Annotated in this window: 17 protein-coding genes; 8 read left to right on the top strand and 9 right to left on the bottom strand. The window is 67.9% G+C overall.

Annotated elements, in window-relative coordinates; translation table 11 throughout:
- The first annotated feature begins 33 nt into the window (after nucleotides 1–33).
- Both ACFX59_RS13670 and ACFX59_RS13665 read left to right on the top strand, forming a co-directional pair.
- Nucleotides 34–498 carry a RidA family protein gene (locus tag ACFX59_RS13670; protein ID WP_309699911.1) on the top strand — a complete coding sequence of 155 codons (465 nt, stop codon included), beginning with the start codon at nucleotides 34–36 and terminating at the stop codon, nucleotides 496–498.
- 206 nt (nucleotides 499–704) lie between these two features.
- Nucleotides 705–1,835, top strand: a complete 1,131-nt coding sequence (locus ACFX59_RS13665; protein WP_387432829.1) for a GNAT family N-acetyltransferase — start codon at nucleotides 705–707, stop codon at nucleotides 1,833–1,835.
- A 3-nt stretch (nucleotides 1,836–1,838) separates the two neighbouring features.
- Here ACFX59_RS13665 and ACFX59_RS13660 read toward each other — a convergent pair whose 3' ends face one another.
- Entirely contained in the window at nucleotides 1,839–3,503 is a 1,665-nt protein-coding gene (locus ACFX59_RS13660) for a hypothetical protein (RefSeq protein WP_387432828.1), read from the bottom strand.
- Nucleotides 3,504–3,853: 350 nt separating this feature from the next.
- On the bottom strand, nucleotides 3,854–5,074 hold the full coding sequence (locus tag ACFX59_RS13655; protein WP_387432826.1) for an argininosuccinate synthase: 1,221 nt from the start codon (nucleotides 5,072–5,074) through the stop codon (nucleotides 3,854–3,856).
- A 160-nt stretch (nucleotides 5,075–5,234) separates the two neighbouring features.
- Here ACFX59_RS13655 and ACFX59_RS13650 point away from each other — a divergent pair, with 160 nt between their 5' ends.
- Nucleotides 5,235–5,612 (top strand): EF-hand domain-containing protein, encoded by a 378-nt coding sequence (locus tag ACFX59_RS13650; protein WP_309691470.1) that lies wholly within the window; start codon nucleotides 5,235–5,237, stop codon nucleotides 5,610–5,612.
- Between the two features lie 278 nt (nucleotides 5,613–5,890).
- On the opposite strand, the gene ACFX59_RS13645 is transcribed toward ACFX59_RS13650, so the two are convergent.
- The 4 genes from ACFX59_RS13645 to ACFX59_RS13630 all read right to left on the bottom strand — a co-directional run bounded on the left by ACFX59_RS13645 (nucleotide 5,891) and on the right by ACFX59_RS13630 (nucleotide 9,845).
- Nucleotides 5,891–7,258, bottom strand: coding sequence for an ammonium transporter (locus ACFX59_RS13645; protein WP_309691468.1), 1,368 nt, complete (start codon nucleotides 7,256–7,258; stop codon nucleotides 5,891–5,893).
- A gap of 16 nt (nucleotides 7,259–7,274) precedes the next feature.
- Nucleotides 7,275–7,613 (bottom strand): P-II family nitrogen regulator, encoded by a 339-nt coding sequence (locus ACFX59_RS13640; RefSeq protein ID WP_042488306.1) that lies wholly within the window; start codon nucleotides 7,611–7,613, stop codon nucleotides 7,275–7,277.
- Nucleotides 7,614–7,897: 284 nt separating this feature from the next.
- The gene (gene tldD / locus ACFX59_RS13635; protein ID WP_307101932.1) at nucleotides 7,898–9,328 is read right to left on the bottom strand and encodes a metalloprotease TldD; all 1,431 of its coding nucleotides are present in this window, start codon (nucleotides 9,326–9,328) and stop codon (nucleotides 7,898–7,900) included.
- Nucleotides 9,329–9,611: 283 nt separating this feature from the next.
- Nucleotides 9,612–9,845, bottom strand: coding sequence for a zinc-finger domain-containing protein (locus tag ACFX59_RS13630; RefSeq protein WP_307104697.1), 234 nt, complete (start codon nucleotides 9,843–9,845; stop codon nucleotides 9,612–9,614).
- Between the two features lie 88 nt (nucleotides 9,846–9,933).
- Here ACFX59_RS13630 and ACFX59_RS13625 point away from each other — a divergent pair, with 88 nt between their 5' ends.
- Nucleotides 9,934–10,866, top strand: a complete 933-nt coding sequence (locus tag ACFX59_RS13625) for an ABC transporter ATP-binding protein (RefSeq protein ID WP_307101930.1) — start codon at nucleotides 9,934–9,936, stop codon at nucleotides 10,864–10,866.
- A gap of 257 nt (nucleotides 10,867–11,123) precedes the next feature.
- Here the strand turns inward: ACFX59_RS13625 and ACFX59_RS13620 are convergent, their stop codons facing one another.
- Complete coding sequence (locus ACFX59_RS13620; protein ID WP_387432935.1) at nucleotides 11,124–11,870, bottom strand: energy transducer TonB; 747 nt, start codon at nucleotides 11,868–11,870, stop codon at nucleotides 11,124–11,126.
- A gap of 118 nt (nucleotides 11,871–11,988) precedes the next feature.
- On the opposite strand from ACFX59_RS13620, the gene nadB reads away from it, so the two are divergent.
- The 4 genes from nadB to ACFX59_RS13600 all read left to right on the top strand — a co-directional run bounded on the left by nadB (nucleotide 11,989) and on the right by ACFX59_RS13600 (nucleotide 19,698).
- Nucleotides 11,989–13,566: an L-aspartate oxidase gene (nadB, locus tag ACFX59_RS13615; protein ID WP_387432823.1), complete on the top strand. Its 1,578-nt coding sequence runs from the start codon at nucleotides 11,989–11,991 to the stop codon at nucleotides 13,564–13,566.
- 146 nt (nucleotides 13,567–13,712) lie between these two features.
- The gene (locus ACFX59_RS13610; RefSeq protein WP_387432932.1) at nucleotides 13,713–14,852 is read left to right on the top strand and encodes a serine hydrolase; all 1,140 of its coding nucleotides are present in this window, start codon (nucleotides 13,713–13,715) and stop codon (nucleotides 14,850–14,852) included.
- A 522-nt stretch (nucleotides 14,853–15,374) separates the two neighbouring features.
- Entirely contained in the window at nucleotides 15,375–18,146 is a 2,772-nt protein-coding gene (gene polA / locus ACFX59_RS13605; RefSeq protein WP_387432822.1) for a DNA polymerase I, read from the top strand.
- A 37-nt stretch (nucleotides 18,147–18,183) separates the two neighbouring features.
- Entirely contained in the window at nucleotides 18,184–19,698 is a 1,515-nt protein-coding gene (locus ACFX59_RS13600) for a lipopolysaccharide biosynthesis protein (RefSeq protein ID WP_387432820.1), read from the top strand.
- Nucleotides 19,699–19,836: 138 nt separating this feature from the next.
- Here the strand turns inward: ACFX59_RS13600 and purH are convergent, their stop codons facing one another.
- Nucleotides 19,837–21,456 (bottom strand): bifunctional phosphoribosylaminoimidazolecarboxamide formyltransferase/IMP cyclohydrolase, encoded by a 1,620-nt coding sequence (gene purH / locus ACFX59_RS13595; protein ID WP_387432819.1) that lies wholly within the window; start codon nucleotides 21,454–21,456, stop codon nucleotides 19,837–19,839.
- 273 nt (nucleotides 21,457–21,729) lie between these two features.
- The gene (locus tag ACFX59_RS13590) at nucleotides 21,730–23,472 is read right to left on the bottom strand and encodes a heparinase II/III family protein (protein WP_387432818.1); all 1,743 of its coding nucleotides are present in this window, start codon (nucleotides 23,470–23,472) and stop codon (nucleotides 21,730–21,732) included.
- Nucleotides 23,473–23,477 lie beyond the last annotated feature (5 nt).

Genomic DNA, 23,477 nt, shown 5'->3' with positions numbered 1-23,477 from the left:
CCGGCGGGGCCGCACCGCGCCATGTCTCGCGCCATGACCACCCATATCGATCGCGCGCTCGAACAGCTCGGCCTCACCCTGCCGGAGGCCGCCGCCCCCGTCGCCGCCTATGTCCCCGTCGTCGAGGCGGGCGGGCTCCTCCATATCTCGGGCCAGCTGCCCTTCATCGACGGCCAGCTCGTCACCGGGCGGCTGGGCGAGGGCGTCTCGCTGGAGGATGGGCAGAAGGCGGCGCAGGCGTGCGGCCTGATGCTGGTGGCGCAGATCAAGAAATATCTGGGCGGCGACCTTGCCCGCGTGAAGCGGATCGTGAAGCTGGGCGTGTTCGTCAATTCGGCGGGCGACTTCACCGACCAGCCCAAGGTCGCCAATGGCGCGTCGGAGCTGATGGTGTCACTGTTCGGCGAGGCGGGCCGCCATGCGCGCTCGGCCGTCGGCGTGCCGGTACTCCCGCTGGGCGCGGCGGTCGAGGTGGATGCGATCGTGGCGCTGGCCTGATCCTTTCGGGCGGGGTCGCCTGTGGCCCCCGCCCTCCCCCATCCCCTCCCGCCTGCGGGAGGGGAGCGGCCAGAGGTTAGCGAGGAATCCTATAACTCGCCCCATCGCACGCCCCTCCCGCAAGCGGGAGGGGATGGGGGAGGGAAAGCCACAAGCGAATCGCCAGCCCTTGTCCCGCCCCGCCCCAAACCGCATATCCCACCGCGATGACCACCGCCGTCGCGCGTATCCTGTCCGGCGTCGCCGCCCTGTCCTCCGACCAGTGGGACGCCTGTGCGGGCACCACCAATCCCTTTGTCAGCCACGCCTTCCTGAGCGCGCTCGAAACCTCGCACAGCGTCGGCAGCCGATCGGGATGGACCCCCGCCCCCATCGTGATCGACGGCCCGGACGGACAGCCCGCCGCGATCGCGCCCGCCTATCTGAAGGCGCATAGCCAGGGCGAATATGTCTTCGACCATGGCTGGGCCGATGCGTGGGAGCGCGCCGGGGGGCGCTATTATCCCAAGCTTCAGATCGCCGCGCCCTTCTCGCCCGTGCCCGGCCCCCGCCTGCTGCTGCGCGACCCTGCCCTCGCACCCGCGCTGATCGCCGCGATCGAGGCGGTGACCGATCAGAACGAGCTGTCGTCGGCGCACGTCACCTTCGTCGCGCCCGATCAGGTGCCGCATTTCGAGGCCGCGGGCTGGCTGATCCGCGAGGGCGTGCAGTTCCACTGGCGCAATGACGGATACGCCAGCTTCGACGATTTCCTGGACGCGCTGGCCAGCCGCAAGCGCAAGGCGATTCGCAAGGAACGCGCCGCCGCCGTCGAAGGGCTGACCATCCGCCACCTGACCGGCGACCAGATCCGCCCCGAACATTGGGACGCCTTCTGGACCTTCTATCAGGACACGGGCAGCCGCAAATGGGGCCAGCCCTATCTGACCCGCGCCGCCTTCGACCGGATCGGCGAGCAGCTGGGCGACAAGGTGCTGCTGATCCTCGCGATGCGCGACGGGCGGCCGATCGCGGGGGCGCTGAACCTGATCGGCGCGGACACGCTCTATGGGCGCTATTGGGGCGCGACCGAGGACGTGCCCTTCCTCCATTTCGAGCTATGCTATTACCAGGCGATCGACGCCGCCATCGCGCGCGGGCTGTCGACCGTGGAGGCGGGTGCGCAGGGCGAGCACAAGCTGGCGCGCGGCTATGCCCCGGTGCCGACCTACTCGGCGCATTACATCCCCCACCCCGCCTTTCGCCGCGCCGTCGCCGAGTTCGTGACCCGCGAGCGTGAGGCGATGGCGGCGGAGAGCGAATATCTGGGCGAGCTGACCCCGTTCCGCCGGGGCTAGCCCCTATCGGTCGTCCTGATCGGCGGTTGCCTTGCGCCGGGCGGGGACGCGCTTTTCCTCTTCCGGCGAAGGGCGGCTGAGCAACTCATAGGCCGCCGGGTCGATGATCGGACGGCGATCGTCGATCCGGTACAGCACGTCGCGTCCCGACTGCCAGATCGGCGTCAGCCCGCGGGTCAGCCGCTCGTCATAGCGCGGCGGATGGACCAGCCAGACATAGTCGAAGGCATCGCGCGGCAGCAGCTTCAGCGCGGTGTCGATCGGCCGCCACCATTGCCCGCGGCAGCGGCGCGCGGTCACGATCTCGGACGGGTCGTGCGCGAAACGCTTGGCGGGGGCATAGCGCACGGTCAGCAACTGGCCGCCCGCCATCGACCATTGGTCGTTGGCATAGGCCAGCTTGCGCTCCAGTGCGAGGCCCGCGACATGCTCCAGCCGGCTCGACGGCCAGACATCGGCGCAATATTGACGGCCCACAAAGGTCAGCAGCCGCGCGCGCGGCGGGACATGATCGAGCGCGGTCAGCACCCGGTCGTAATCGTTGCTGTATATCACATAGCTGACCGTGGTGGCGCCGATCCGCACGACGAAGAACACCAGCCCGATCACCGCCAGCGTCGACGCGCCGCGCAGCGACAGCCCGCGCCGGGGCCTGAGCGCGATTAGCGCGATCGCCAGGACATAGGGCGCCAGCCGCATATCGGCATAGGCCGAACCGAACACGATGCGCGGCAACAGCAGATAGACGACCGCCAGGAACGCCGCCGTCAGCACCAGATTGCGCGAATATTCCACCCGCTCGTCGCGCACGCCCTTGAGCAGCACGAGGAACAGCACCGTGACCGAGGCCAGGTCGAACGCCATCCAGCGATCGCGCAGGACCATCGTCACCCAGTTGATCTTCCACCGCCAGTTGAACCAGTCGGTGGTCTGCCCGGTGACATGCTCGCCCGAGCGCCACAGCACCATCAGCACCATCGGCAGCGCGAGCGGGATACAGCCGATCCCGGCATGGATGGCGGATTCGATCCACCCCTTCACCCCATGCGCGCCCCTGGCACGGCGCATGTCATGCTGGCGGATCAGCTCGGCCGAAAAGGCCAGCACGCCCAGCACGCCCCAGCCGAAGGTGTGCGCGACCCAGAGCAGGCAGGACAGCGGCACGAAGACGATGCCGCGCAACCGCACCGCGCCCAGCCGCCCCATGCGCAGCCACAGCGCGAACAGGTTCAGCGCCAGCGCCATCGCCAGCGCGAAGTTCACGAACCCGAACTGGAAGGGATAGCTATAGGCCAGCGGCAGCGCGAACAGCGCGGTGGCCGGAATCCGCCCCTGCACCTCGCGCGCGATCCAGAGCAGGCCGGTGACGGTCAGCACGGGAATGGCGATGACGATCAGCTTGACCGCCAGCTCCAGCCCGAAGATCGGCGCCAGCGGCTCGATCAGCAGGTCGATGCCCAGATTGCCGATCATCTGCCATTCGAAATGATACCAGTTGGCCAGCCACGGCTGCGCGGCATAATCGAGCTGGACCCGGTAACGGCCCATATGGCCCGGCAGGTCGACCAGCGGCGGCACCGTCGGCCAGAGCAGCGGCACGGCCGCGAGCAGCGCCATCGCCGCCACGAACCACCGCGTCTGCCACCAGTTGAGCTTTCCCCCATTCATGGCGATCGGCCTAGCGGATCGAAGGGGGCGAGGACAAGCATCCCCCTTGCTGCGGTGCGGCGAGTTGTTGGGGGGCGCGGCGGCGGCGCTCCGTTTGAAAACGCGCCCTGCCCTCCGTTCGCGCTGAGCGAAGTCGAAGCGCACGCCCCGCCGATGCCCAATGGCGTGGCCTTCGACTGCGCTCCGGCGGAACGGCATGAGGGACAGTCGCCCCAGCGCAGGCTGGGGCCTTTCGCGAGACTTGCCCTTCCACCACCAGAGATCCCAGCCTCCGCTGGGATGACGCAGACACAAAAAAGGGCGGACGGGTTGCCCCATCCGCCCTTTACTTACTCCGCTCCGAAACCGGATCAGATTTGGTCGCGGCGACCCAGCAGGCGCAGGCGCAGCGCGTTGAGCTTGATGAAGCCCGCGGCGTCGCGCTGGTCATAGGCGCCCTGATCGTCCTCGAACGTCACGACCTTCTCCGAATACAGGCTGTAGGGCGACTTGCGCCCCGTCACGATCGCCTGGCCCTTGTACAGCTTCAGGCGGACGGTGCCGGTCACCTTCTCCTGGCTGTAGTTGACGGCGGCCTGGAGCATCTCGCGCTCAGGCGAGAACCAGAAGCCGTTATAGACCAGCTCGGCATAGCGCGGCGCCAGTTCGTCCTTCAGATGCGCGGCGCCGCGGTCGAGCGTGATCTGCTCGATACCGCGATGCGCCAGCGCATAGATGGTGCCACCTGGCGTCTCGTACATGCCGCGGCTCTTCATGCCGACGAAGCGGTTCTCGACCAGGTCGAGGCGGCCGATGCCGTGCTTGCGGCCCAGCTCGTTCAGCTTGGTCAGCAGGGTCGCGGGCGAGCAGGCCTCGCCGTTCAGCGCGACGCCGTCGCCGCGCTCAAAATCGATGGTGATCGTCTCGGAGACGTCGGGCGCGTCCTCCGGGTTGACGGTGCGCGAATAGACATAATCGGGGACCTCATCCCACGGGTCCTCCAGCACCTTGCCCTCGGACGAGGTGTGCAGCAGGTTCGCGTCGGTCGAGAAGGGCGCTTCACCGCGCTTGTCCTTCGACACCGGGATCTGGTGCGCCTCGGCGAACTCGATCAGCTTGGTGCGGCTGGTCAGGTCCCATTCGCGCCACGGCGCGATGACCTTGATGTCGGGGTTCAGCGCATAATAGCCCAGCTCGAAACGGACCTGGTCGTTGCCCTTGCCGGTCGCGCCGTGGCTGACCGCGTCGGCGTTCACCATCTTGGCGATCTCGATCTGGCGCTTGGCGATCAGCGGCCGCGCGATCGAGGTGCCGAGCAGGTACAGCCCCTCGTAGAGCGCATTGGCGCGCATCATCGGGAAGACGTAATCCTTGACGAATTCCTCGCGCAGATCGTCGATGAAGATATGCTCGGGTTTCACGCCCGCCATCTCCGCCTTCTTGCGCGCGGGCTCCAGCTCCTCGCCCTGGCCCAGATCGGCGGTGAAGGTCACGACCTCGCAGCCATAATGCTGCTGCAGCCACTTGAGGATGACGCTGGTGTCGAGGCCGCCCGAATAGGCGAGGACGACGCGCTTGATATCTTCGCTCACGGCAAAGTCCTTCGAGGATAGGAGATGGATTTGCCCCGGCCCCTATGCGCTGTGGCGGCCTCACGCAACCTTCGGTTGGGCCCGTTCCCCCGCTTGTTCATTGCGGCGACAGCCAAAGCCGGTCAGGAGCGGCCATGATGTTCCGTTCAGGAGTTCCCGCATGACCCGTTTCCTCGTCACCGGCCTGATCGCCGCGACCCTTGCCGTGCCCGCCATGGCGCAGGACACCCGCGCGTCCGCCGCCGCGAAATTCTCGCGCGAGTTCAAGGCGCGCGACACCAATCACGACGGCGCGCTGACCAAGGCCGAGGTGAAGGCCGCGATCATGAAGATGGGCAACGGCCAGAAGAAGATCGACGACGTCCATGCCGGGCGTCTGGCCGAGCTGTGGTTCGGCAAGGCCGATGCCAACAAGGACGGCAAGGTGACCGAGGCGGAGGCGCAGGCGCTGCTGTCGCGCACCTTCGACGAATATGAGGCGGCCAAGGCGGCACGGGCGCAGCAGGCGGGGCCAGCGGCGGGGCCGAAGGGGCGGTAAGGGTCGCCCCCTTCTCCCCTCTATCTCCCCAGCCCCACCTCCGTTCAGCCTGAGCGAAGTCGAAGGCCACGCCCCACCCTCCGGGTAAGCGAATCCCGTGCACTTCGACTTCGCTCAGTGCGAACGGAGGTTGGTCCGACTTTCTACCCCGGCCTCCGCCCTGTCGGTGCGGTTTCCCCGCCAACGCAAAAAAAGGCCCGGTGCGTTGCCGCACCGGGCTTAGGTCGTCCGCAGGAGGAACGTCGTGGGGTGCGGGGGTCTGTCGCCCCCGCTCCCGATCAGTTGTAGGCGCGCTCGCCGTGCTCGCCGAGGTCGAGGCCTTCCTGCTCGACTTCCTTCGAGACGCGCAGGCCGGTGACAGCCTTGGCGATGTACATGGCGATGACGGTGCCGATGGTGGCCCAGACGATGGTCGTGGCGACCGCGCCGAGCTGGACCAGCAGCTTCGAGCTCATGACGTAATCCGCCGCGCCCGGACCGCCCAGCGAGGGGGCGTAGACCACGGCCGTGCCGATCGCGCCGATCATGCCGCCGATGCCGTGCACGCCGAAGGCGTCGAGCGCATCGTCATAGCCGAGCTTGGGCTTCAGGACCGACACCGCATAGAAGCAGATGACGCTGGCGATGGCGCCCAGCACGATCGCACCGAACGGACCGGAGTTACCAGCGGCCGGGGTCACCGCGACCAGACCCGCGACGATGCCCGAGCAGAAGCCCAGCGCCGAACCCTTATGCCCCGCCAGACGCTCGGCGAGCATCCAGAACAGGCCGCCCGACGCCGTCGCGACGAAGGTGTTGATCATCGCCAGGCCCGCCGAGCCATTGGCCTCCAGCGCGGAGCCCGCGTTGAACCCGAACCAGCCGACCCACAGCAGGCCGGTGCCCACGCCGGTCAGCGTCAGCGAGTGCGGGGGCATCGGGGTCGTCGGATAGCCCATGCGCTTGCCCAGGATCAGCGAGGCGACCAGCGCCGAGACGCCGGCGTTGATGTGCACCACGGTGCCGCCCGCAAAGTCGAGCGCGCCCGCCTTGAAGAACAGGCCCGACGATGCCCACACCATGTGCGCGATCGGGAAATAGACGATGGTCAGCCACACGGCGGTGAACGCCATGACCGCCGAGAACTTCATGCGCTCGACGACCGAGCCCAGCACCAGCGCGGCGGTGATCGCGGCGAAGGTCATCTGGAAGCAGATGAAGACATATTCGGGGATTTCGACGCCCGCGGTGAAGGTCGCCGCCTGGCTGGCGGGCGTGACGCCCTTCAGGAACGCCTTGCCCAGCCCGGAGATGAAGTTGGACGCGCCCCCCGACACGTCCGGCCCGAAGGCCAGGCTATAGCCGTACATCACCCAGATCAGCATCGCGAGGCAGGCGGCCGCGCCGATCTGGGTCATGGTGGACAGCATGTTCTTCGCACGGGTCAGACCGCCATAGAACAGCGCCAGGCCCGGCAGGATCATCATCATGACCAGCACGGTCGAGGTGAGCATCCAGGCGGTGTCGCCCTTGTTCACGGTCGCGGCCGGCGCGGCGGCGGCGGGCGACTGGAGCGCGGCGGCATCCTGGGCCCAGGCGGGCAGCGCGACGAACAGCGTCAGGCCGAGGCCCGCCGCGCCGGTCGCCAATTTGGTGACATGCTTCATCGAAATCCCCCCTTGCTCAGAGTGCCGATTCGTCGGTTTCGCCGGTGCGGATGCGCACGGCCTGGCCGACATCGAGCATGAAGATCTTGCCGTCGCCGATCGCGCCGGTGTTGGCGGCGGCCTGGATCGATTCGACGACGCGGTCGGCGATCTCGGACGCGCAGACGACCTCGATCTTGATCTTGGGCACCATGTTGGTGCTGTATTCGGCCCCGCGATAGATTTCGGTCTGGCCCTTCTGCCGCCCGAAACCCTTCACCTCGGTCACCGTCATGCCCGCCACGCCCAAAGTGGTGAGCGCCTCGCGCACCTCGTCGAGCTTGAACGGCTTGATGATAGCGATGATCAGCTTCACCTGCGCCCCCTTTGCGTTTCCCGCCGACAAGCATTGCAAAGGGTGTGCCAGTTACGTTTTCGTGACTTTTGCGCGCTATGGTGGTGCGGCGCGATCCGTTTCGCCTGCCGGGCGGCATCAATTTTTAGGCATTGGTAAGGATATGCCCAAATTTTGGGCAGCTTTTCCTCCCCTATAAGGGGGACCGGCAAAGCTGGTGGAGGGGTATCCCGCTATCGAGAGCGTGATACCCCTCCACCAGAACTACGCCCTGCCACCTTCCCCTTCCAGGGGAGGAAGGGAAATCACGCCGCCAGCGCGGTTCCGCCGACGGTCAGCCCTTCGACCAGCAGGCTCGGCTGGCCCACGCCCGCGGGCACGCTCTGCCCGCCCTTGCCGCAGACCCCCACGCCCTCGTCCAGCGCGAAGTCGTTGCCGATGCCCTTCACCTTGGTCAGCACGCTCGGCCCGTCGCCGATCAGCGTCGCGCCCTTGATCGGCGCACCTAGGCGGCCATTCTCGATCCGGTACGCCTCGGTGCAGGAGAAGACGAACTTGCCCGACACGATGTCGACCTGCCCGCCGCCGAAGGACTTGGCGAAAATGCCGTTCTTCACCCGCGACAGCAGCTCGGCCGGGTCGTCCTGCCCGCCCTTCATGAAGGTGTTGGTCATGCGCGGCATCGGCGCATGGGCAAAGCTCTCGCGGCGGCCATTGCCGGTCGGCGCGACACCCATCAGCCGCGCGTTGAGCCGGTCCTGCATGTAACCCTTCAGGATGCCGTCCTCGATCAGAACGACCTCGCGCGTCGGCGTGCCCTCGTCATCGATCGACAGCGAACCGCGCCGGTCGGCCAGCGATCCGTCGTCGACCACGGTGACGCCGGGCGCCGCGACCCGCTCGCCGATCCGCCCCGAAAAGGCCGAGGTGCCCTTGCGGTTGAAGTCACCCTCCAACCCGTGCCCGATCGCCTCGTGCAGCAGCACGCCCGGCCAGCCCGGCCCGAGCAGCACGGTCATCTCGCCCGCCGGGGCCGCCACCGAGTCCAGATTGACCAGCGCCTGGGTCAGCGCGACGTCGATGCCGCGCTCCCACGTCTCGCGCGCGACCAACCGGTCGTACAGATAGCGGCCGCCAATCCCGAAGCTGCCCGTCTCGCGCCGCCCATTCTGTTCGACCACGACCGAGATGTTCAGCCGGACGAGCGGCCGGACATCGGTGGCGACGAAGCCGTCGGCGCGGACGATCTCGACCACGCTCCAGCTGCCCGACAGGCCGACCGACACCTGCACGACGCGCGGGTCGCGCGCGCGGGCGGCGGCGTCGATCGTCTGGCAGAGCGACACCTTCTCGGCAAAGGGGATCAGGTCGAGCGGATCGGTCGCGGTATAGAGGTGCCGGTTGGTCCCCTGCGGCGGCGGCGCGGCGGCGCCCTTAGCGGGGTCGATCAGCGCCATGGTCTGCGCGGCGCGCCGGATCGCGGCCTCGGACAGTTCATTGGCGTGGGCAAAGGCGGTCATCTCGCCCGACACCGCGCGCAGGCCGAAGCCCGAATGCGTGTCGTAGCTGGCCGTCTTCAGCCGCCCGTCATCGAATCCGAAGGCTTCCGAACGCTTATATTGGAGGTACAGCTCGCCATCGTCGGCGCGGGACAGGGCGTTGGCGGTGAGGCGCAACGCCGCCTCGGGGTCCAGCGTGTCGCGGTAGAGGAACGAGCGGGGATCGGTGACGGTCATCACGAGGATATAGGATGCCCTGCCGAGGTTTGAAATCTCCCGCCGGCGGGATTCCGACCTTGTTAAGCCCCGGCCGCATGCCGCAGCTCTCTCTTAAGCCCCTCCCGCAAGCGAGTTTCAGGTCGGTCATGCCCCCGGCATGACCTAAACGATGCGGGGCATCGTTTACCTGAAACTGGTTTGGGGAGGGCAAGGAGTCTCACCGAGACCTACGCTCGCGGCTTTTCCCTCCCCCATCCCCTCCCGCTTGCGGGAGGGGCGTGAGTCTCATTCGTGTTGGGGGTTAGCGCCCGGCGCCGTCGCCATGATCCGGCAGCGCCGCCTGGTCCGCGCCATCCGCCGGGCCGCCGATCAGCACGAAACGGCGATCGCAATAGCCGCAATCGACATAGCCGGTCTCGTCGATCTGCAACCACACGCGCGGATGACCGAGCGCAGCGCCGCCGGGAATGTCGGTGGCACCGTCGCAAGCGACGCGGGTCTGGGTGACGCGGGTGGTTTCGGGCGGCGGCAACATAGGCTCGCGCGATAGCAAGGCATGGAGCCCCGTGCAATTCCCGAAAACCGGCTTGGCCTGTCCGCCCCACACGCCTATCTCGGGCCGCATGACCGCCAGCACCGAAGCCGCCATCTCGATCCAGGGCATCGCCAAGACCTATCAGGGCGGCAAGCGCGCGCTCGACGGGGTCAGTTTCGACGTGCCGCGGGGGCAGATCTTCGGGCTGCTGGGGCCGAACGGTGCGGGCAAGTCGACGCTGATCAACATCCTGGCGGGCCTGGTGATGAAGACCGAAGGATCGGCGTCGATCTGGGGTTTCGACATCGACCGGCATCCGCGCAACGCGAAAGCGTCGATCGGCATCGTCAACCAGGAAATCCTGTTCGACCCCTTCTTCACGCCGCTGGAGACGCTGGAGATTCAGGGCGGGCTGTACGGCGTGCCCAAGGGCCAGCGCCGCTCGATGGAATTGCTGCGCGCGGTGCATCTGGAGGACAAGGCCAACGCCTATTCGCGCACCCTGTCGGGCGGCATGAAGCGCCGCCTGATGGTCGCCAAGGCGATGGTGCATTCGCCGCCGGTGCTGGTCCTCGACGAACCGACGGCGGGCGTCGACATCGAACTTCGCCAGCAGCTCTGGGCCTATGTCCGCCAGCTCAACGAACAGGGCGTGACGGTGGTGCTGACCACGCACTATCTCGAAGAGGCCGAGGAGCTGTGCGACCGGATCGCGATCATCAACCATGGTCGCCTGGTCGCCAACGAGCCGACCCGTGAACTGGTCGGCAAGGCGCAGGAAAAGATCGTCGCGGTGACGGTGGACCGCGATGTCGCGGCGGTGCCCGACCATGCCAGTTTCGGCAAGATCGTGCTGAAGGGCAGCCGCACGCTGGAGATCACCTATGCCAAGGACAAGGTGAATGCGGGCCAGGTCCTGGCGGCGGTGCAGGCGGACGGATACGGGATCGTCGACGTCTCGACCAAGGAAGCCGATCTGGAGGACGTGTTCCTGTCGTTGACGCGGAGCGTGGGGGCCTGAGGCCAAGAGATTCCCTTGGCCTTCGACTTCACTCAGGCTGAACAGGGTTCTGGGGAGAAATTTTGGGTTCGCGCGGAGGCGCAGAGGACGCGGAGGTGTACCGCTCCACTCATTCTACAGTCCGCCCCAACAGGCCATGATAGGTAAGGGATGCGCTATCCGCGCACCGAACATCTCCGCGTCCTCCGCGCCTCTGCGCGAACCGAAATATCCCAACGTCCGTTCAGGCTGAGCGAAGTCGAAGCCCACGTCCCGCCTCACCGCTCCGCAGGCAAACGCTCCAGCACCCAATCCTGATTCACCACGATGATCGACCGCACCGGCCGCCCATCGGCATCGCGGGACGGGTCGTAACGGTATCGCTGCTCAATCAGCCGACAGGTCGTCTCGTCCAGCGCGGCATTGCCGCTGCTCTTGGTCACCACGCAACCGCTGACCCGGCCATCGACATTGACGAAATAGCGGACCTGCACCGTGCCGCTGGCGCCTGCATCGGCGGCGGCCTCGGGATAGTCCGAATCCTTGATCCGCCCCTTGATCCGCCGGGGCGGGGTTTCCTCGCCATAACCGTCGCCGTCACCCGACCCGCCACTGCCCGTGCCGTTGCCGATTCCACCCGCCCCGGTGCCGGGACCGGGTTTGTCGGAGGCGCCCTGGCTCGGGTCCGCGCCCGTGCCCGCGACCGGCGCCGCGATGACGGGCGACACCGGGGGCAGCACGACCAGCGGCGGCGGGGCGACGACCGGGGTGGCCTGCGACCGGATATTGGGGGGCGCGGCGGCTCCGCGCGGCCGGTGGCTCTCGATCCTTTTGGGCCGGACCGGCGGCGGGGGCGGCGGCTTGGGCGGCGTGACGTCGAAACTGTCGAGCGCCTCGGACGGCCCGGTCGAGGACGGCGTGAAGCCCAGCCCCAGGACCAATGCATAGCCCAGGCCGCCCACGATCACCCCCGTGGGGATCGCCGCGCGCAGACGGTCGCGCCAATCGGATCGGACCAACGCCATGACGGGCAAGTGGGAAGGCGCGCGCACCAAGGCAAGGCGTTACCCCCTGTCCCAACCCTCTCGTCCGTGCCACAGGGTGCGCCATGACCCCTGCCCCCGCGCCCGAAGGAGACCGCGCATGACCGATTCCGATATCCTGATCGTCGGGTCGGGCGCGGCCGGGCTGACCGCGGCGCTGAACCTGGCCGACCGGTTCAAGGTGACGGTGCTGGCCAAGGGCAAGCTGAACGAGGGCTCGACCGCCTGGGCGCAGGGGGGCATCGCCGCCGTCCTCGAACCCGGCGACACCTTCGACAGCCATATCGAGGATACGATGGTCGCGGGCGCGGGGCTGAACGACCGCGCCACCGTCGAATTCGTGGTCGAGAACGCCCCCGCCGCGATCGAGCGGCTCCAGAAACTGGGCGTCCCCTTCGCGACCGAAGGCAATATGCTCCACCTGACGCGCGAGGGCGGGCATTCGCACCGGCGCATCGTCCATGTCGCCGACGCGACCGGCTGGGCGGTGCTCGACGCGCTGCTGAAGGCGGCGGAGGCGCATCCCAACATCACGCTCGTCCCCGATCAGGTCGCGATCGACCTGGCGACCAGCCGCCACGAGATGCGCTATTCGGGGGCGGGTCATGTCTGGGGCATCTATGCGGTCGACCGGCGGACGGGCCGAGTCGTGGTGCACAAGGCGCGCGCGACGATCCTGGCGACCGGGGGCGCGGGCCGCACCTATCAATTCTCCACCGCGCCCAAGGGGGCGACCGGCGACGGCATCGCGATGGCGTGGCGCGCGGGGGCGCGGGTGTCGAACATGGAATTCATGCAGTTCCACCCGACCTGCCTCTACAACACCCAGGTCAAGAATTTCCTGATCACCGAGGCGGTTCGCGGCGAGGGCGGGCATCTGAAGATCCCCGAGACCGGCCACCGCTTCATGCCCGATTTCGATGCCCGCGCCGAACTCGCTCCGCGCGACATCGTGGCGCGCGCGATCGACCATGAGATCAAGCGGCTGGGCCTGGATTATGTCCATCTCGACATCAGCCACCAGCCGCCCGCCTTCGTCCGCGAGCATTTCCCCAACATCCACGAAAAGCTGTTGAGCCTCGGCATCGACATGACGGTCCAGCCGATCCCGGTCGTCCCCGCGCAGCATTATACCTGTGGCGGCGTCATCGTGGACCGCGACGGGCGCACCGACCTGCCAGGCCTCTATGCGGCGGGCGAGGTGACCCAGTCGGGGCTGCACGGCGCCAACCGGCTCGCCTCCAATTCGCTCCTCGAATGCTTCGTCTATGGCGAGGCGTGCGCGAACCATATCGCGGCGCATTGGGACGAACTGCCCCCCGCCCCCGCCATCCGGCCCTGGGACGAGAGCCGCGTCACCGATTCGGACGAAGAGGTGGTCATCAAGCAGAACTGGACCGAAATCCGCCGCTTCATGTGGAATTATGTCGGCATCGTCCGCACCACCAAACGGCTGGAGCGCGCGCAGCACCGCATCCGCATGCTGACCGACGAGATCAACGACTATTACGGCCATTTCCGCGTCACGCCCGACCTGATCGAGCTGCGCAACCTGCTCCAGACCGCAGAGCTGATCGTCCGCTGCGCGCTGCATCGCAAGGAGAGCCGGGGACTGCATTACACGCTCGATTATCCCGAGACCTTGCCCGAAGCGGTCGACACGATCCTGATTCCGTGAAGCAAGCCCTGATTCCTCCCCTTGTAGGGGAGGAATTTAAAATGTTTCACATCTTATCGTGTGGTTGCGGCCTTTCGTCGCAAGGCCCGGACACGGGGATTTCCCCCACCCGGTCAACACGTAAGGATACCCCTGTGTTGCGGGGTATTGCGGTGACGAAGCGAGTATCGAGCGGCGGGCTGCGTTCATGGCCTGCCGGGTTTCTTCTCTTGGGGCTCGCAGGCTGTGGGGCGGATTCACGCCCCGGCGCGACGTCCCATGCTCCCAGCGTGCCCGATCCCCAGGTTTCGGTGTCGATGCCGCTCCCCCCGCCCCGCCCCAGCCGCGCGCCCGCCGCGCCCGCCGGGCTGGTCAGCACGATCGATCGGCTGTCCGCCGGTTTTTCGGGCAAGAAGGGCATTGCGGTGCGCGCGGTCGATGACGGCTGGACGGTGGAGGTTGGGGGCCGCCAGCGCCTGCCCCAGCAATCGGTGTCCAAGCTGTGGGTCGCGATCACGCTGCTCGACCTGCGCGACAGGGGCCGTGCACGGCTGGACGAGCCGATCGTCGTTCGGCGCGAGGACCTGACCCTGTTCCACCAGCCGATCGCGATGCTGGTCAAGGGCGACGGATATCATACCACGGTCGGCGAACTGCTGACCCGCGCGCTGACCCAGAGCGACAATACCGCCAATGACCGGCTGCTCACCTATGTCGGCGGTCCGCAGGCGGTGCGCGCGATGATCGCCAACAAGCGGCTGGGCGATATCCGCTTCGGCCCCGGCGAGCGGCTGCTCCAGGCGAAGACGGCGGGTCTGACCTGGCAACCCGCCTTCGCGATGGCGGGGGCGTTCCAGGCGGCGCGCAACCGGCTCGACCCCGCGGCGCGGACCGCGGCGCTCGACGCTTATGTCAGCGATCCGCCCGACGGCGCGGCGCCGATCGCCATCGCCGATGCGCTGGCCCGGCTGGCGCGCGGCGAGCTGTTGTCCGAAACCTCGACCCGTATCCTGATCGACACGATGGAGGCCTCGCGCACCGGCCATGCCCGCCTGCGCGCCGCCGTGCCGAGCGGCTGGACGATCGCGCACAAGACCGGCACCGGCCAAGACCTGGGCCGCCGCAATGCGGGCTTCAACGATGTCGGCCTGCTGACCGCCCCCGATGGCCGCCGCTTTGCGATTGCGGTGATGATCGGCGACACGACCGAGGATATTCGCAAGCGCCAACAGCTGATCCAGAATGTCGCGGCGGCGGTAGCCGATGCGGCGGGGCCGCCGAGAGGACCGGTGGCGGTGGCGAATTGAGTGTGGCTTGGGGGTAACGGCTGCTATTGCCCAGTTGCAGACAATCCTCTTAGACGACATCGTGCGCTTATGAGGTGGCGGTTCACGTTGATTGGGCTTTTGATCTTCGGGCCGCTTGCAGCCTGTAGTCCGACGACGAGCTTGCGAAATGACACCAACGCGACCGTCTACGTCGATATACTCAAAAACGGCGTACCTCGGCCGCCATCAACGCAAAAGCTCTCTCCCGGCAACGTCATGACCACGCCTTGGCCGCCCAGAGAGGCCAACGTCCTCTATGTCGGCGACGGTTCCGGCAAACTGCGACGCTTCGCGATCGCTGGGCTATGCAATATGAGCAAGCCGAACTGCGATCTCCTCGTTTCACAATTGCCTTTGCCAACCGCAAACGGCAGCTAACCACCTATTCCCGTCGCTAGATCAGCCCATCAGGCTGAGCGTGGCCCATCCGCCACAGCCATCGAAAACCGGTGCGATCAGGGGCTGTTTACCCTCTCTCTGTTCCGCTAAACCGCGCGGATCATGCCCCATCTCTATCTCGTCGACGGCTCCGGCTATATCTTCCGCGCCTATCACCGCCTGCCGCCGCTGACGAACAAGCATGGCGAGCCGGTCGGGGCGGTGTACGGCTATACCACCATGCTCTGGAAGCTGGTGGACGAGATCAACGCCGCCGACGGGCCGACCCATATGGCGGTGGTCCTAGACAAGTCGTCCAAGACCTTCCGCAACGACATGTACGACCAGTATAAGGCGCACCGCCCCCCGCCCCCGCCCGATCTGGTCCCCCAATTCCCGATGATCCGCGACGCCACCCGCGCCTTCTCGTTGCCGTGCATTGAGGAAGCGGGGCTGGAGGCTGACGACCTGATCGCCTGCTACGCCCGCGCCGCCATGGCCGAGGGGTGGCAGGTCACGATCGTCTCGGGCGACAAGGACCTGATGCAGCTGGTCGAAGATGGCAGCCTCGACATGCTCGACACGATGAACAACCGCCGTTTGGGCGAGGCGTATGTTCAAGAGAAGTTCGGCGTCGGGCCGAAGCAGCTGGGCGATGTGCTCGCGCTGATGGGCGACAGCGTCGATAACGTGCCGGGCGTGCCGGGCGTCGGCCCCAAGACCGCGTCCAAGCTGATCGTCGAGCATGGCGACCTGGAATCCGTCCTCGCCGCCGCGCCCGAGATGAAGAAGGGCAAGCTTCGCGACAACCTCATCGAACATGCCGAGAATGCGCGGCTGTCGAAGCGGCTGGTCACGCTGGAGTGCAATGCGCCGCTGCCGCAGCCGCTGGAGGAGCTGGCGCTGCATGACAGCATCCCGGATGCCCCCTTGCGCGCCTTTCTGGAGCATCACGGCTTCCGCTCCCTGATCGCCAAGATGGGCCAGATCACCGAGGATGCGCCCACCCCCGCCGCTGGCGATACCGCTCCGGCCGCGCCGATGGACGATGACGAGCCCTGCAATCTCGACGGCTATACCACGGTGCAGGACCTCGCCACGCTCGACCAGTGGGTGGCCGAGGCGCAGGCCCAGGGTTTCGTCGCGATCGATACCGAGACCAGCTCGACCGACGCGACCCAGGCCGAACTGGTCGGGGTCAGCCTGTGCCTGGCGCCCAACAAGGCGTGCTACATCCCGTTGGGGCATGGCGGCACCGACCTGCTGGCCGAAGTGCCGGTGCAAATTCCGGTCGCGGCGGCGCTCGAGCGGATCAAGGCGCTGTGCGAGGACCCGTCGGTCCTGAAGATCGGCCAGAACCTCAAATTCGACATGATTGTGCTGGGCGAACGCGGCATCGCCGTCGCGCCGCATGACGATACGATCGTGCTGAGCTTCGACCTCGACGCCGGGCTGCACGGCCACGGCATGGACGAACTGGCCGCGACGCATCTGTCGCACACCTGCCTTGCCTTCAAGGAGGTGGTCGGCACCGGCAAGAAGCAGCTCGGCTTCCACGAGGTCGATCTCAAGACCGCCACGCGCTATGCCGCCGAGGATGCCGACGTCACGCTGCGGCTGTGGAAGCGGTTCAAGGCGCGGCTTCCCATGGAGCAGGCGACGCGCGTGTACGAGATGGTCGACCGCCCGCTCGTACCCGTCATCGCAGGGATGGAGCGGCGCGGGATCAAGGTCGATCGCGAGCGCCTGTCGCAGCTTTCGACCGAATTTGCCGGGCAGATCGCCGCGCTGGAGGGTGAGATCCATGCGATGGCGGGCACCCCCTTCACCATCGGCAGTCCCAAGCAGCTGGGCGAGATCCTGTTCGACCGGCTAGGTCTCAAGGGCGGGCGCAAGGGCAAGTCGGGCGTCTATTCGACCGACGTGACCGAACTCGAACGCCTGGCCCGCGAAGACGGCGAGGCGGCGGAGATCGTCCGCAAAATCCTGGAATGGCGCCAGCTGTCCAAGCTGAAAAGCACCTATACCGACGCGCTCCAGGCGCAGATCAACCCCAGGACCGGCCGTGTCCATACCAGCTACAGCCTGACCGGCGCGCAGACCGGGCGCCTGTCCTCGACCGAACCCAATCTCCAGAACATCCCGATCCGCACCGAGGTCGGGCGGCAGCTGCGCGAGGCGTTCATCGCCGAGGACGGCCATGTCCTGATCGCCGCCGACTATTCGCAGATCGAATTGCGCCTCGCCGCGCATATGGCGGACGTGCCCGCGCTGCGTGATGCGTTCGCGAACGGCGACGACATCCACAGCCTCACCGCCAAGGAGCTGTTCGGCGAGGTCAATCGCGACACGCGCGGGCGGGCCAAGACGATCAACTTCGCCATCCTCTACGGCATTTCGCGCTGGGGCCTGGCGGGTCGCCTCGACGTGTCGGCGGACGAGGCGCAGGCGATGATCGACCGCTATTTCGAGCGTTTCCCCGGCATCAACCGCTATATCGCCGAGACGCTGTCGAGCGTCCGCGAGAAGGGCTTCACGAGCACGCTGTTCGGCCGCAAGACGCATTTCCCGCGCATCGCCTCGCGCAACCAGGGCGAGCGCCAGGGGGCGGAACGCGCCGCGATCAACGCGCCGATCCAGGGGACCAGCGCCGACATCATCAAGCGCGCCATGGTCCGCATGGAACCCGCGCTCGCCGCCGCCGGGCTGGGCCATGTGCGGATGCTGCTCCAGGTGCATGACGAACTGGTGTTCGAGGCGCCCGAGGCGGATGCCGAGGCGGCCGGAGCGGTGATCCGCGAAGTCATGGCGGGCGCGGCCGAACCGGCGGTGTCGCTGTCGGTGCCGCTGGGCGTCGAGATCGGGTTCGGCAAGAGCTGGGGCGCGGCGCATTGACCTGTCCGCGCCCCCTCGCCCGAAATCGTCGCGGCTGATGGCCGAGAGCAAGGACATCGATACGCTCGCCAAGGGCGGGCGGACCAATATCGCGGGCTTCGCGCTGCGGCTGGCGGCGCGCATCCCCTTTCTGTTCATCGCGGGGCGCATGTACGGCCCCGATCTGGTCGGCCGCTTCGCGATCGCGGTGGTCGTGGTCGAGCTGGCGGCGCTGATCGCGACGCTGGGCATGAAGCGCGGGCTGGCGCAGGCGCTGTCCTCGACCGAGCGGCCGCATGTCCATGTCGTGTGGGACGCGATGGCGCTCGCCTTCCTGGCCTCGGTCCTGGCCAGCGCGGTGCTGTGGACCTTTCCCGAGCTGCTCTATCCCAACAGCGCGATCACCGGGCTGGACCGGTGGCTGCCCTGCATCATCGTCGCCATCGCCTGGTCGGACGTCAGCCTCGCCGCGCTCGCCTATCGCCTAAACGTCAAGGCGACGGTCACCGCGCGCGCGGTGGTCGAGCCCTGGACCATCTCGATCGCGGCCTGGGTCTTTTCCTTCTTCACGATCCGCGACGGCCTGGTCCTGTCCTATGTCGCGTCGATGACGGCGGCGCTGATCGCCAGCCTGGTGCCGTTCCTGCGCAGCTATGGCCTGCCGCATGGCTGGAGCCCGCGCCTCGCCCGCGTCTTCGCGCTCGCCCGCGCCAATGCGCCGCTGGCGGGGGCGGACGCGCTGGAATGGGGGACGCGCAATGTCGACCGCTTCATCCTGGGCGTGATGTTCGAGCCGCGCATCGTCGGCATCTATTATATGGCGCAGCAGGTCGCCTCGCTGCCGCAGAAGCTGAAGACCAGCTTCGACCCGATCCTGGGCCCGGTCATCACCCAGAGCCTGGCCAATGGCGACATGGGCGCCATCGCGCGGCAGGTGCGGCAGGTGGCGTTCTGGATCATGGCCGCGCAGGGCTGTCTGGCGCTGATGGGGTCGATCCCCGGCGAGGGCGTGATGGGCGTGGTCGGCCCGCAATTCGTGTCGGGCACCGCCGCGCTGGCCTTCCTGCTGTTCGCCGAGGTGCTGGCCTCGACCGGCGCGGTGTGCGAATCGGCGCTGGTCTATACCGCGCGGCATCGCAACCTGATGATCTCGATCGCGATGCTGGGGGTGCAGATCGGCCTCAGCTTCGCGCTGATCCTAGGGATGCGCGCGCTCGGCTGGCCGCCGACCTGGGCGGCGGCGGGCCCGGCGGTGGCGCTGGCGATGAGCGTGACGATGACCTCGGTCATCAAGGCGCGGGTGCTGTCGGGCATCCTGAACGCGCCCGTCTCACCCTTCCGCTGGCCGCTGCTCTGGGCGGCGGGCGCGGCGGTGGTCGTGGGCGGGGCCTTCACGCTGCTGCCCAAGCGGCTGGAATGGGCCGAGCTGCTGTTCGGCGAGCCCGCCATCGCGGCGACCTATTTGCTGGTGCTGTGGCGCTGGGCCTTCGGTCCGGCGGACCGCGCGCTGTTCGGCAAGGCGCCGAGCGCGGAGGAAGCCACCTTGCCCCATGCGGGCGGGATCACGCGGTAACGCCCCAACGCCCGTTCAGCCTGAGCGTAGTCGAAGGCCATGGGATGACGCTTCGACTACGCTCAGCGTGAACGGTTGGGCTATGGGTCGGGCATAAGAAGGCCCCTTCCGAACGCTTCGGAAGGGGCCTTTTTCGGATCAATGCCGGAAGTGGCGCATGCCGGTGAACACCATCGCCAGCCCGGCTTCGTCCGCCGCCGCGATCACTTCGTCGTCGCGGATCGAGCCGCCCGGCTGGATCACCGCCGTCGCGCCCGCCTCGACCGCCGCGAGCAGGCCGTCGGCGAAGGGGAAGAAGGCGTCCGAGGCGACCGCCGAGCCGATGGTGCGCGGCTCGGCCCAGCCCGCCTTGTCGGCAGCGTCCTTGGCCTTCCATGCGGCGATGCGCGCCGATTCCAGACGGTTCATCTGGCCCGCGCCGACACCGGCGGTCGAACCGCCCTTGGCATAGACGATCGCGTTCGACTTCACATGCTTGGCGACCGTCCAGGCAAAGCGGCAATCGGCCAGTTCCTGCGCCGTCGGCGCGCGCTTGGTGACGACCTTCAGCATGTCGTCGGTCAGGCGGCCATTGTCGCGGCTCTGGACCAGCAGGCCGCCCGCGATCGACTTCATCATCAGGCCGGGGCGCGACGGGTTGGGCAGTTCGCCCGACAGCAGCAGGCGCAGGTTCTTCTTCTTGGCGAAGATCGCGCGCGCCTCGGCGCTCGCGTCGGGCGCCACCACCACCTCGGTGAAGATGCCCGAGATCGCTTCCGCCGTCTCGGCGTCGAGCGGACGGTTGCAGGCGATGATGCCGCCGAACGCCGACACCGTGTCACAGGCGAACGCCGCCTGATACGCCTCGAGCAGCGTCGCGCCGCTCGCCACACCGCAAGGGTTGGCGTGCTTGACGATCACCACGGTCGGCGGACCGTCGATGAATTCGCTGACCAGTTCCAGCGCGGCATCGGCGTCGTTCAGGTTGTTGTAGCTCAGCGCCTTGCCCTGAAGCTGCTCGGCCTGGGCGATGCCCTGACCGCCCTTTTGCGGCAGATAGAGCGCGGCGACCTGATGCGGGTTCTCGCCATAGCGCAGCGTCTCGGGGTGGCGGGTGAAGGCGAGCGGCAGGGTCGCCGGGAAGGCCTCGCCCTGGTCGGCAAAGGCGAACCACTGGGCGATCGCCGAGTCATAGGCGGCGGTGGCGGCAAAGGCCTTGGCGGCCAGGCGCTGGCGGGTCTTCAGCGTCGAGGCGCCGTCATTCGCGGCGAGTTCGGCCAGGAAGTCGGCATAGTCCGCCGGATCGGTCAGGATCGAGACATAGCCATGGTTCTTGGCCGCCGAGCGCACCATCGACGGGCCGCCGATATCGATATTCTCGATGATCTCGGGCCGCTCGGCCCCCTTCGCGACCGTCTGCTGGAAGGGGTAGAGGTTGACCACGACCAGATCGATCGCGCCGATGCCATGCTCGGTCATCGCGGCGGCGTGTGCGGGGTCGTCGCGCACCGCGAGCAGGCCGCCATGGACCATCGGGTGCAGCGTCTTGACCCGACCGTCCATCATCTCGGGGAAGTTCGTCACCTCGGAGATGTCGCGGACCGGCAGGCCCGCCTCGCGGATCGCCTTGGCGGTGCCGCCGGTCGAGACGAGATCGACCCCGCGCTCGGCCAGCGCGCGCGCCAGATCGATGACGCCGGTCTTGTCGGACACCGACAGCAGCGCGCGGCGGACCGGCACGGTGTCGACGGAGGGAGCGGAGGGGAGCGAAACGGCCATCGGGCTGCGGGTCCTACATGCTGGGGAGAGTTTGCGGCCCCGATAGACTCCGATTCGCCGAAGCGCAAAATGTGATTCGGGGTGTGCGCCTTTCCTCCCCTGCAAGGGGAGGGGGACCATGCGCAGCATGGTGGAGGGGTGTCACCGGTTGCGAGAGCGGGTGTCGCTCACCGAGCGGGACACCCCTCCGTCGGGCCTTCGGCCTGCCACCTCCCCTTGCAGGGGAGGAATTTGATGGTTCGACTGGGCCCCGGTCTTCGCCGGGGCGAGCGCTCAGAGCGCCCGCTTGAACGCCCAGCTGACATGCGCGCCGCCCGCCGGGGTTTCGCCCGTCACGACCAGCTGCTGCGTCGCAACCGGGCGGCCGGTGCCGTCGATCCACAGCGACTCCTCGATCGCCAGCGTGCCGCCGCGACAGCGGAACTGCCACAGCGCGCCGTCGTCCAGCCGCAGGATCGCCTGCCCGCTCTCGGCGGTGATGACCGCCTCGACCCCGTCGCCCAGATGGAAGCGCAGCGCGAAATGGGTCGATCCGGCCTGGCGCTTGCGCCCCTGCGGCAACAGCGCATCCTCGCCGCGCAACTCGCGTCCGTCGCCGGTCAGCAGCAACTGGCGGCGGTGGAGAAAGCCATAGCGGCGGACATAGCCGTCATGGCTCGCCTCGATCCGGCTGGCCGCGTCCGATTCCTGGCGGCTGAGCTCGACCTCGGCGACGCCGCGCCCCAGCGTGCCGTCGGCATGGATCGCGGTGGAGTTGGAATCGCCCAGGACCAGTGTCGAATGCGCCGCCGTGGTGCGCAGGCCATGTGCGAGGCTGGCGGGAACCTGTGCCACGGTCGCGCCCGCGCCGCCGCAATTGACGACGATCCGCTGCGCCCCGTCCGAAAACTCGAAGGCCAGCGTCGAGGCGCAGCCCCCCTCGATCGCACGCGCGATGGGCGGGGGCGCGGCGTCCATGACCAGCACGGTCTGCGCCGCCGCCAGCCGCTGATAACCCCAGTCGCCCGCCTGGCGCAGCGGCCGGGTGCGCACGCCCGACGCCTCGATGACGGCGGCGATCTTCTCGGGCGTTTCGGGGCCCGATCCCTGCCAGCTCGACAGCGCGCGGTCGCCATGCACCACGCCGAGCAGCGCCGAGATCATCTTCTGCAACCGCGCCTGGAACGCCTCCGGAAAGGCCAGCCCGCGCGCGTCATAGACCTCGCGCATCATGGTCAGCAGCATGACCGCGTCGAGTTGCACCGCCGGGCTGCGCGCGATGACGCCGCCATCGGCGAACAGGCCGGTGTCGAGCGCGCGGTTCAGCCCCGCCTCGCCGAACGCCTGGCGCGGATCGCCCCCCGCCAGCAGCAATCCCGCCGCGACGACGCCGCACCAAGCGGCGATCCGCGCGACCCCGGCGGGCGCCTTGTCCGCACCGCGATCCAGATGCCGCGCGCCGCGCGCCAGCGTGTTGAGCACGCGCGAGCGATAGACGAGATCGGTCGACGACAGGATCAGCGGCGCATGCGCGGTCCAGAACAGGATGCGGCGGCCCCACAGATCGGGCCGCCACGCCACCGGATCGACCTTGTCCCCGAACGCGTCGAGCCAGCGACCCATCAGATATTCGGCGATCGGCGCCCCCTGCGCCCGCGTCGCGACGCTGGACAGGTCGCGCAGCCAGGCAAAGCCGTGCAGATGGTCGGCAAAGCCGCTCGACCAGTCGGGATGCGCGAAATCGATCGATTCGACCCCGCGCTCCTCGCCGCGCCAGTCGAGCACCCCGCCAAGAAGGGCATGGCCGCGCTCGATATCGCCCAGGATCGGGTCCTCGGGCACCGCCATCAGCTTGAGCGGATGCCGCCCCTTCAACCGCAGCGAATGCAGCGGCGTGCGCCAGGTCAGCCGGTGGAGATGCTCGCTCAGCCGGTCGGCCAGCGACAGCCCGCCGGTGCCGACACGGACCAGCCGCTTGCCTTCCTCGATGCTGTCGGCAGCCTGCGGGGTGGACCCGCCCTCGATCCCGCTCCGCATCGCGC

It is taken from the genome of Sphingomonas sp. NCPPB 2930, from assembly GCF_042867205.1.
Taxonomy (GTDB): Bacteria; Pseudomonadota; Alphaproteobacteria; order Sphingomonadales; family Sphingomonadaceae; genus Sphingomonas.
The sequence above is the reverse complement of the archived record's forward strand: the minus strand, read 5'-3'. Positions and strand labels throughout refer to the sequence as shown.

Coding starts and splice junctions, on each gene's coding strand:
- ACFX59_RS13670 (WP_309699911.1), top strand. CDS start 34: ATGACCACCCATATCGATCGCGCGCTCGAACAGCTCGGCCTCACCCTG.
- ACFX59_RS13665 (WP_387432829.1), top strand. CDS start 705: ATGACCACCGCCGTCGCGCGTATCCTGTCCGGCGTCGCCGCCCTGTCC.
- ACFX59_RS13660 (WP_387432828.1), bottom strand. CDS start 3,503: ATGAATGGGGGAAAGCTCAACTGGTGGCAGACGCGGTGGTTCGTGGCG.
- ACFX59_RS13650 (WP_309691470.1), top strand. CDS start 5,235: ATGACCCGTTTCCTCGTCACCGGCCTGATCGCCGCGACCCTTGCCGTG.
- ACFX59_RS13645 (WP_309691468.1), bottom strand. CDS start 7,258: ATGAAGCATGTCACCAAATTGGCGACCGGCGCGGCGGGCCTCGGCCTG.
- tldD (WP_307101932.1), bottom strand. CDS start 9,328: ATGACCGTCACCGATCCCCGCTCGTTCCTCTACCGCGACACGCTGGAC.
- ACFX59_RS13630 (WP_307104697.1), bottom strand. CDS start 9,845: ATGTTGCCGCCGCCCGAAACCACCCGCGTCACCCAGACCCGCGTCGCT.
- ACFX59_RS13625 (WP_307101930.1), top strand. CDS start 9,934: ATGACCGCCAGCACCGAAGCCGCCATCTCGATCCAGGGCATCGCCAAG.
- ACFX59_RS13620 (WP_387432935.1), bottom strand. CDS start 11,870: ATGGCGTTGGTCCGATCCGATTGGCGCGACCGTCTGCGCGCGGCGATC.
- nadB (WP_387432823.1), top strand. CDS start 11,989: ATGACCGATTCCGATATCCTGATCGTCGGGTCGGGCGCGGCCGGGCTG.
- polA (WP_387432822.1), top strand. CDS start 15,375: ATGCCCCATCTCTATCTCGTCGACGGCTCCGGCTATATCTTCCGCGCC.
- ACFX59_RS13600 (WP_387432820.1), top strand. CDS start 18,184: ATGGCCGAGAGCAAGGACATCGATACGCTCGCCAAGGGCGGGCGGACC.
- purH (WP_387432819.1), bottom strand. CDS start 21,456: ATGGCCGTTTCGCTCCCCTCCGCTCCCTCCGTCGACACCGTGCCGGTC.
- ACFX59_RS13590 (WP_387432818.1), bottom strand. CDS start 23,472: ATGCGGAGCGGGATCGAGGGCGGGTCCACCCCGCAGGCTGCCGACAGC.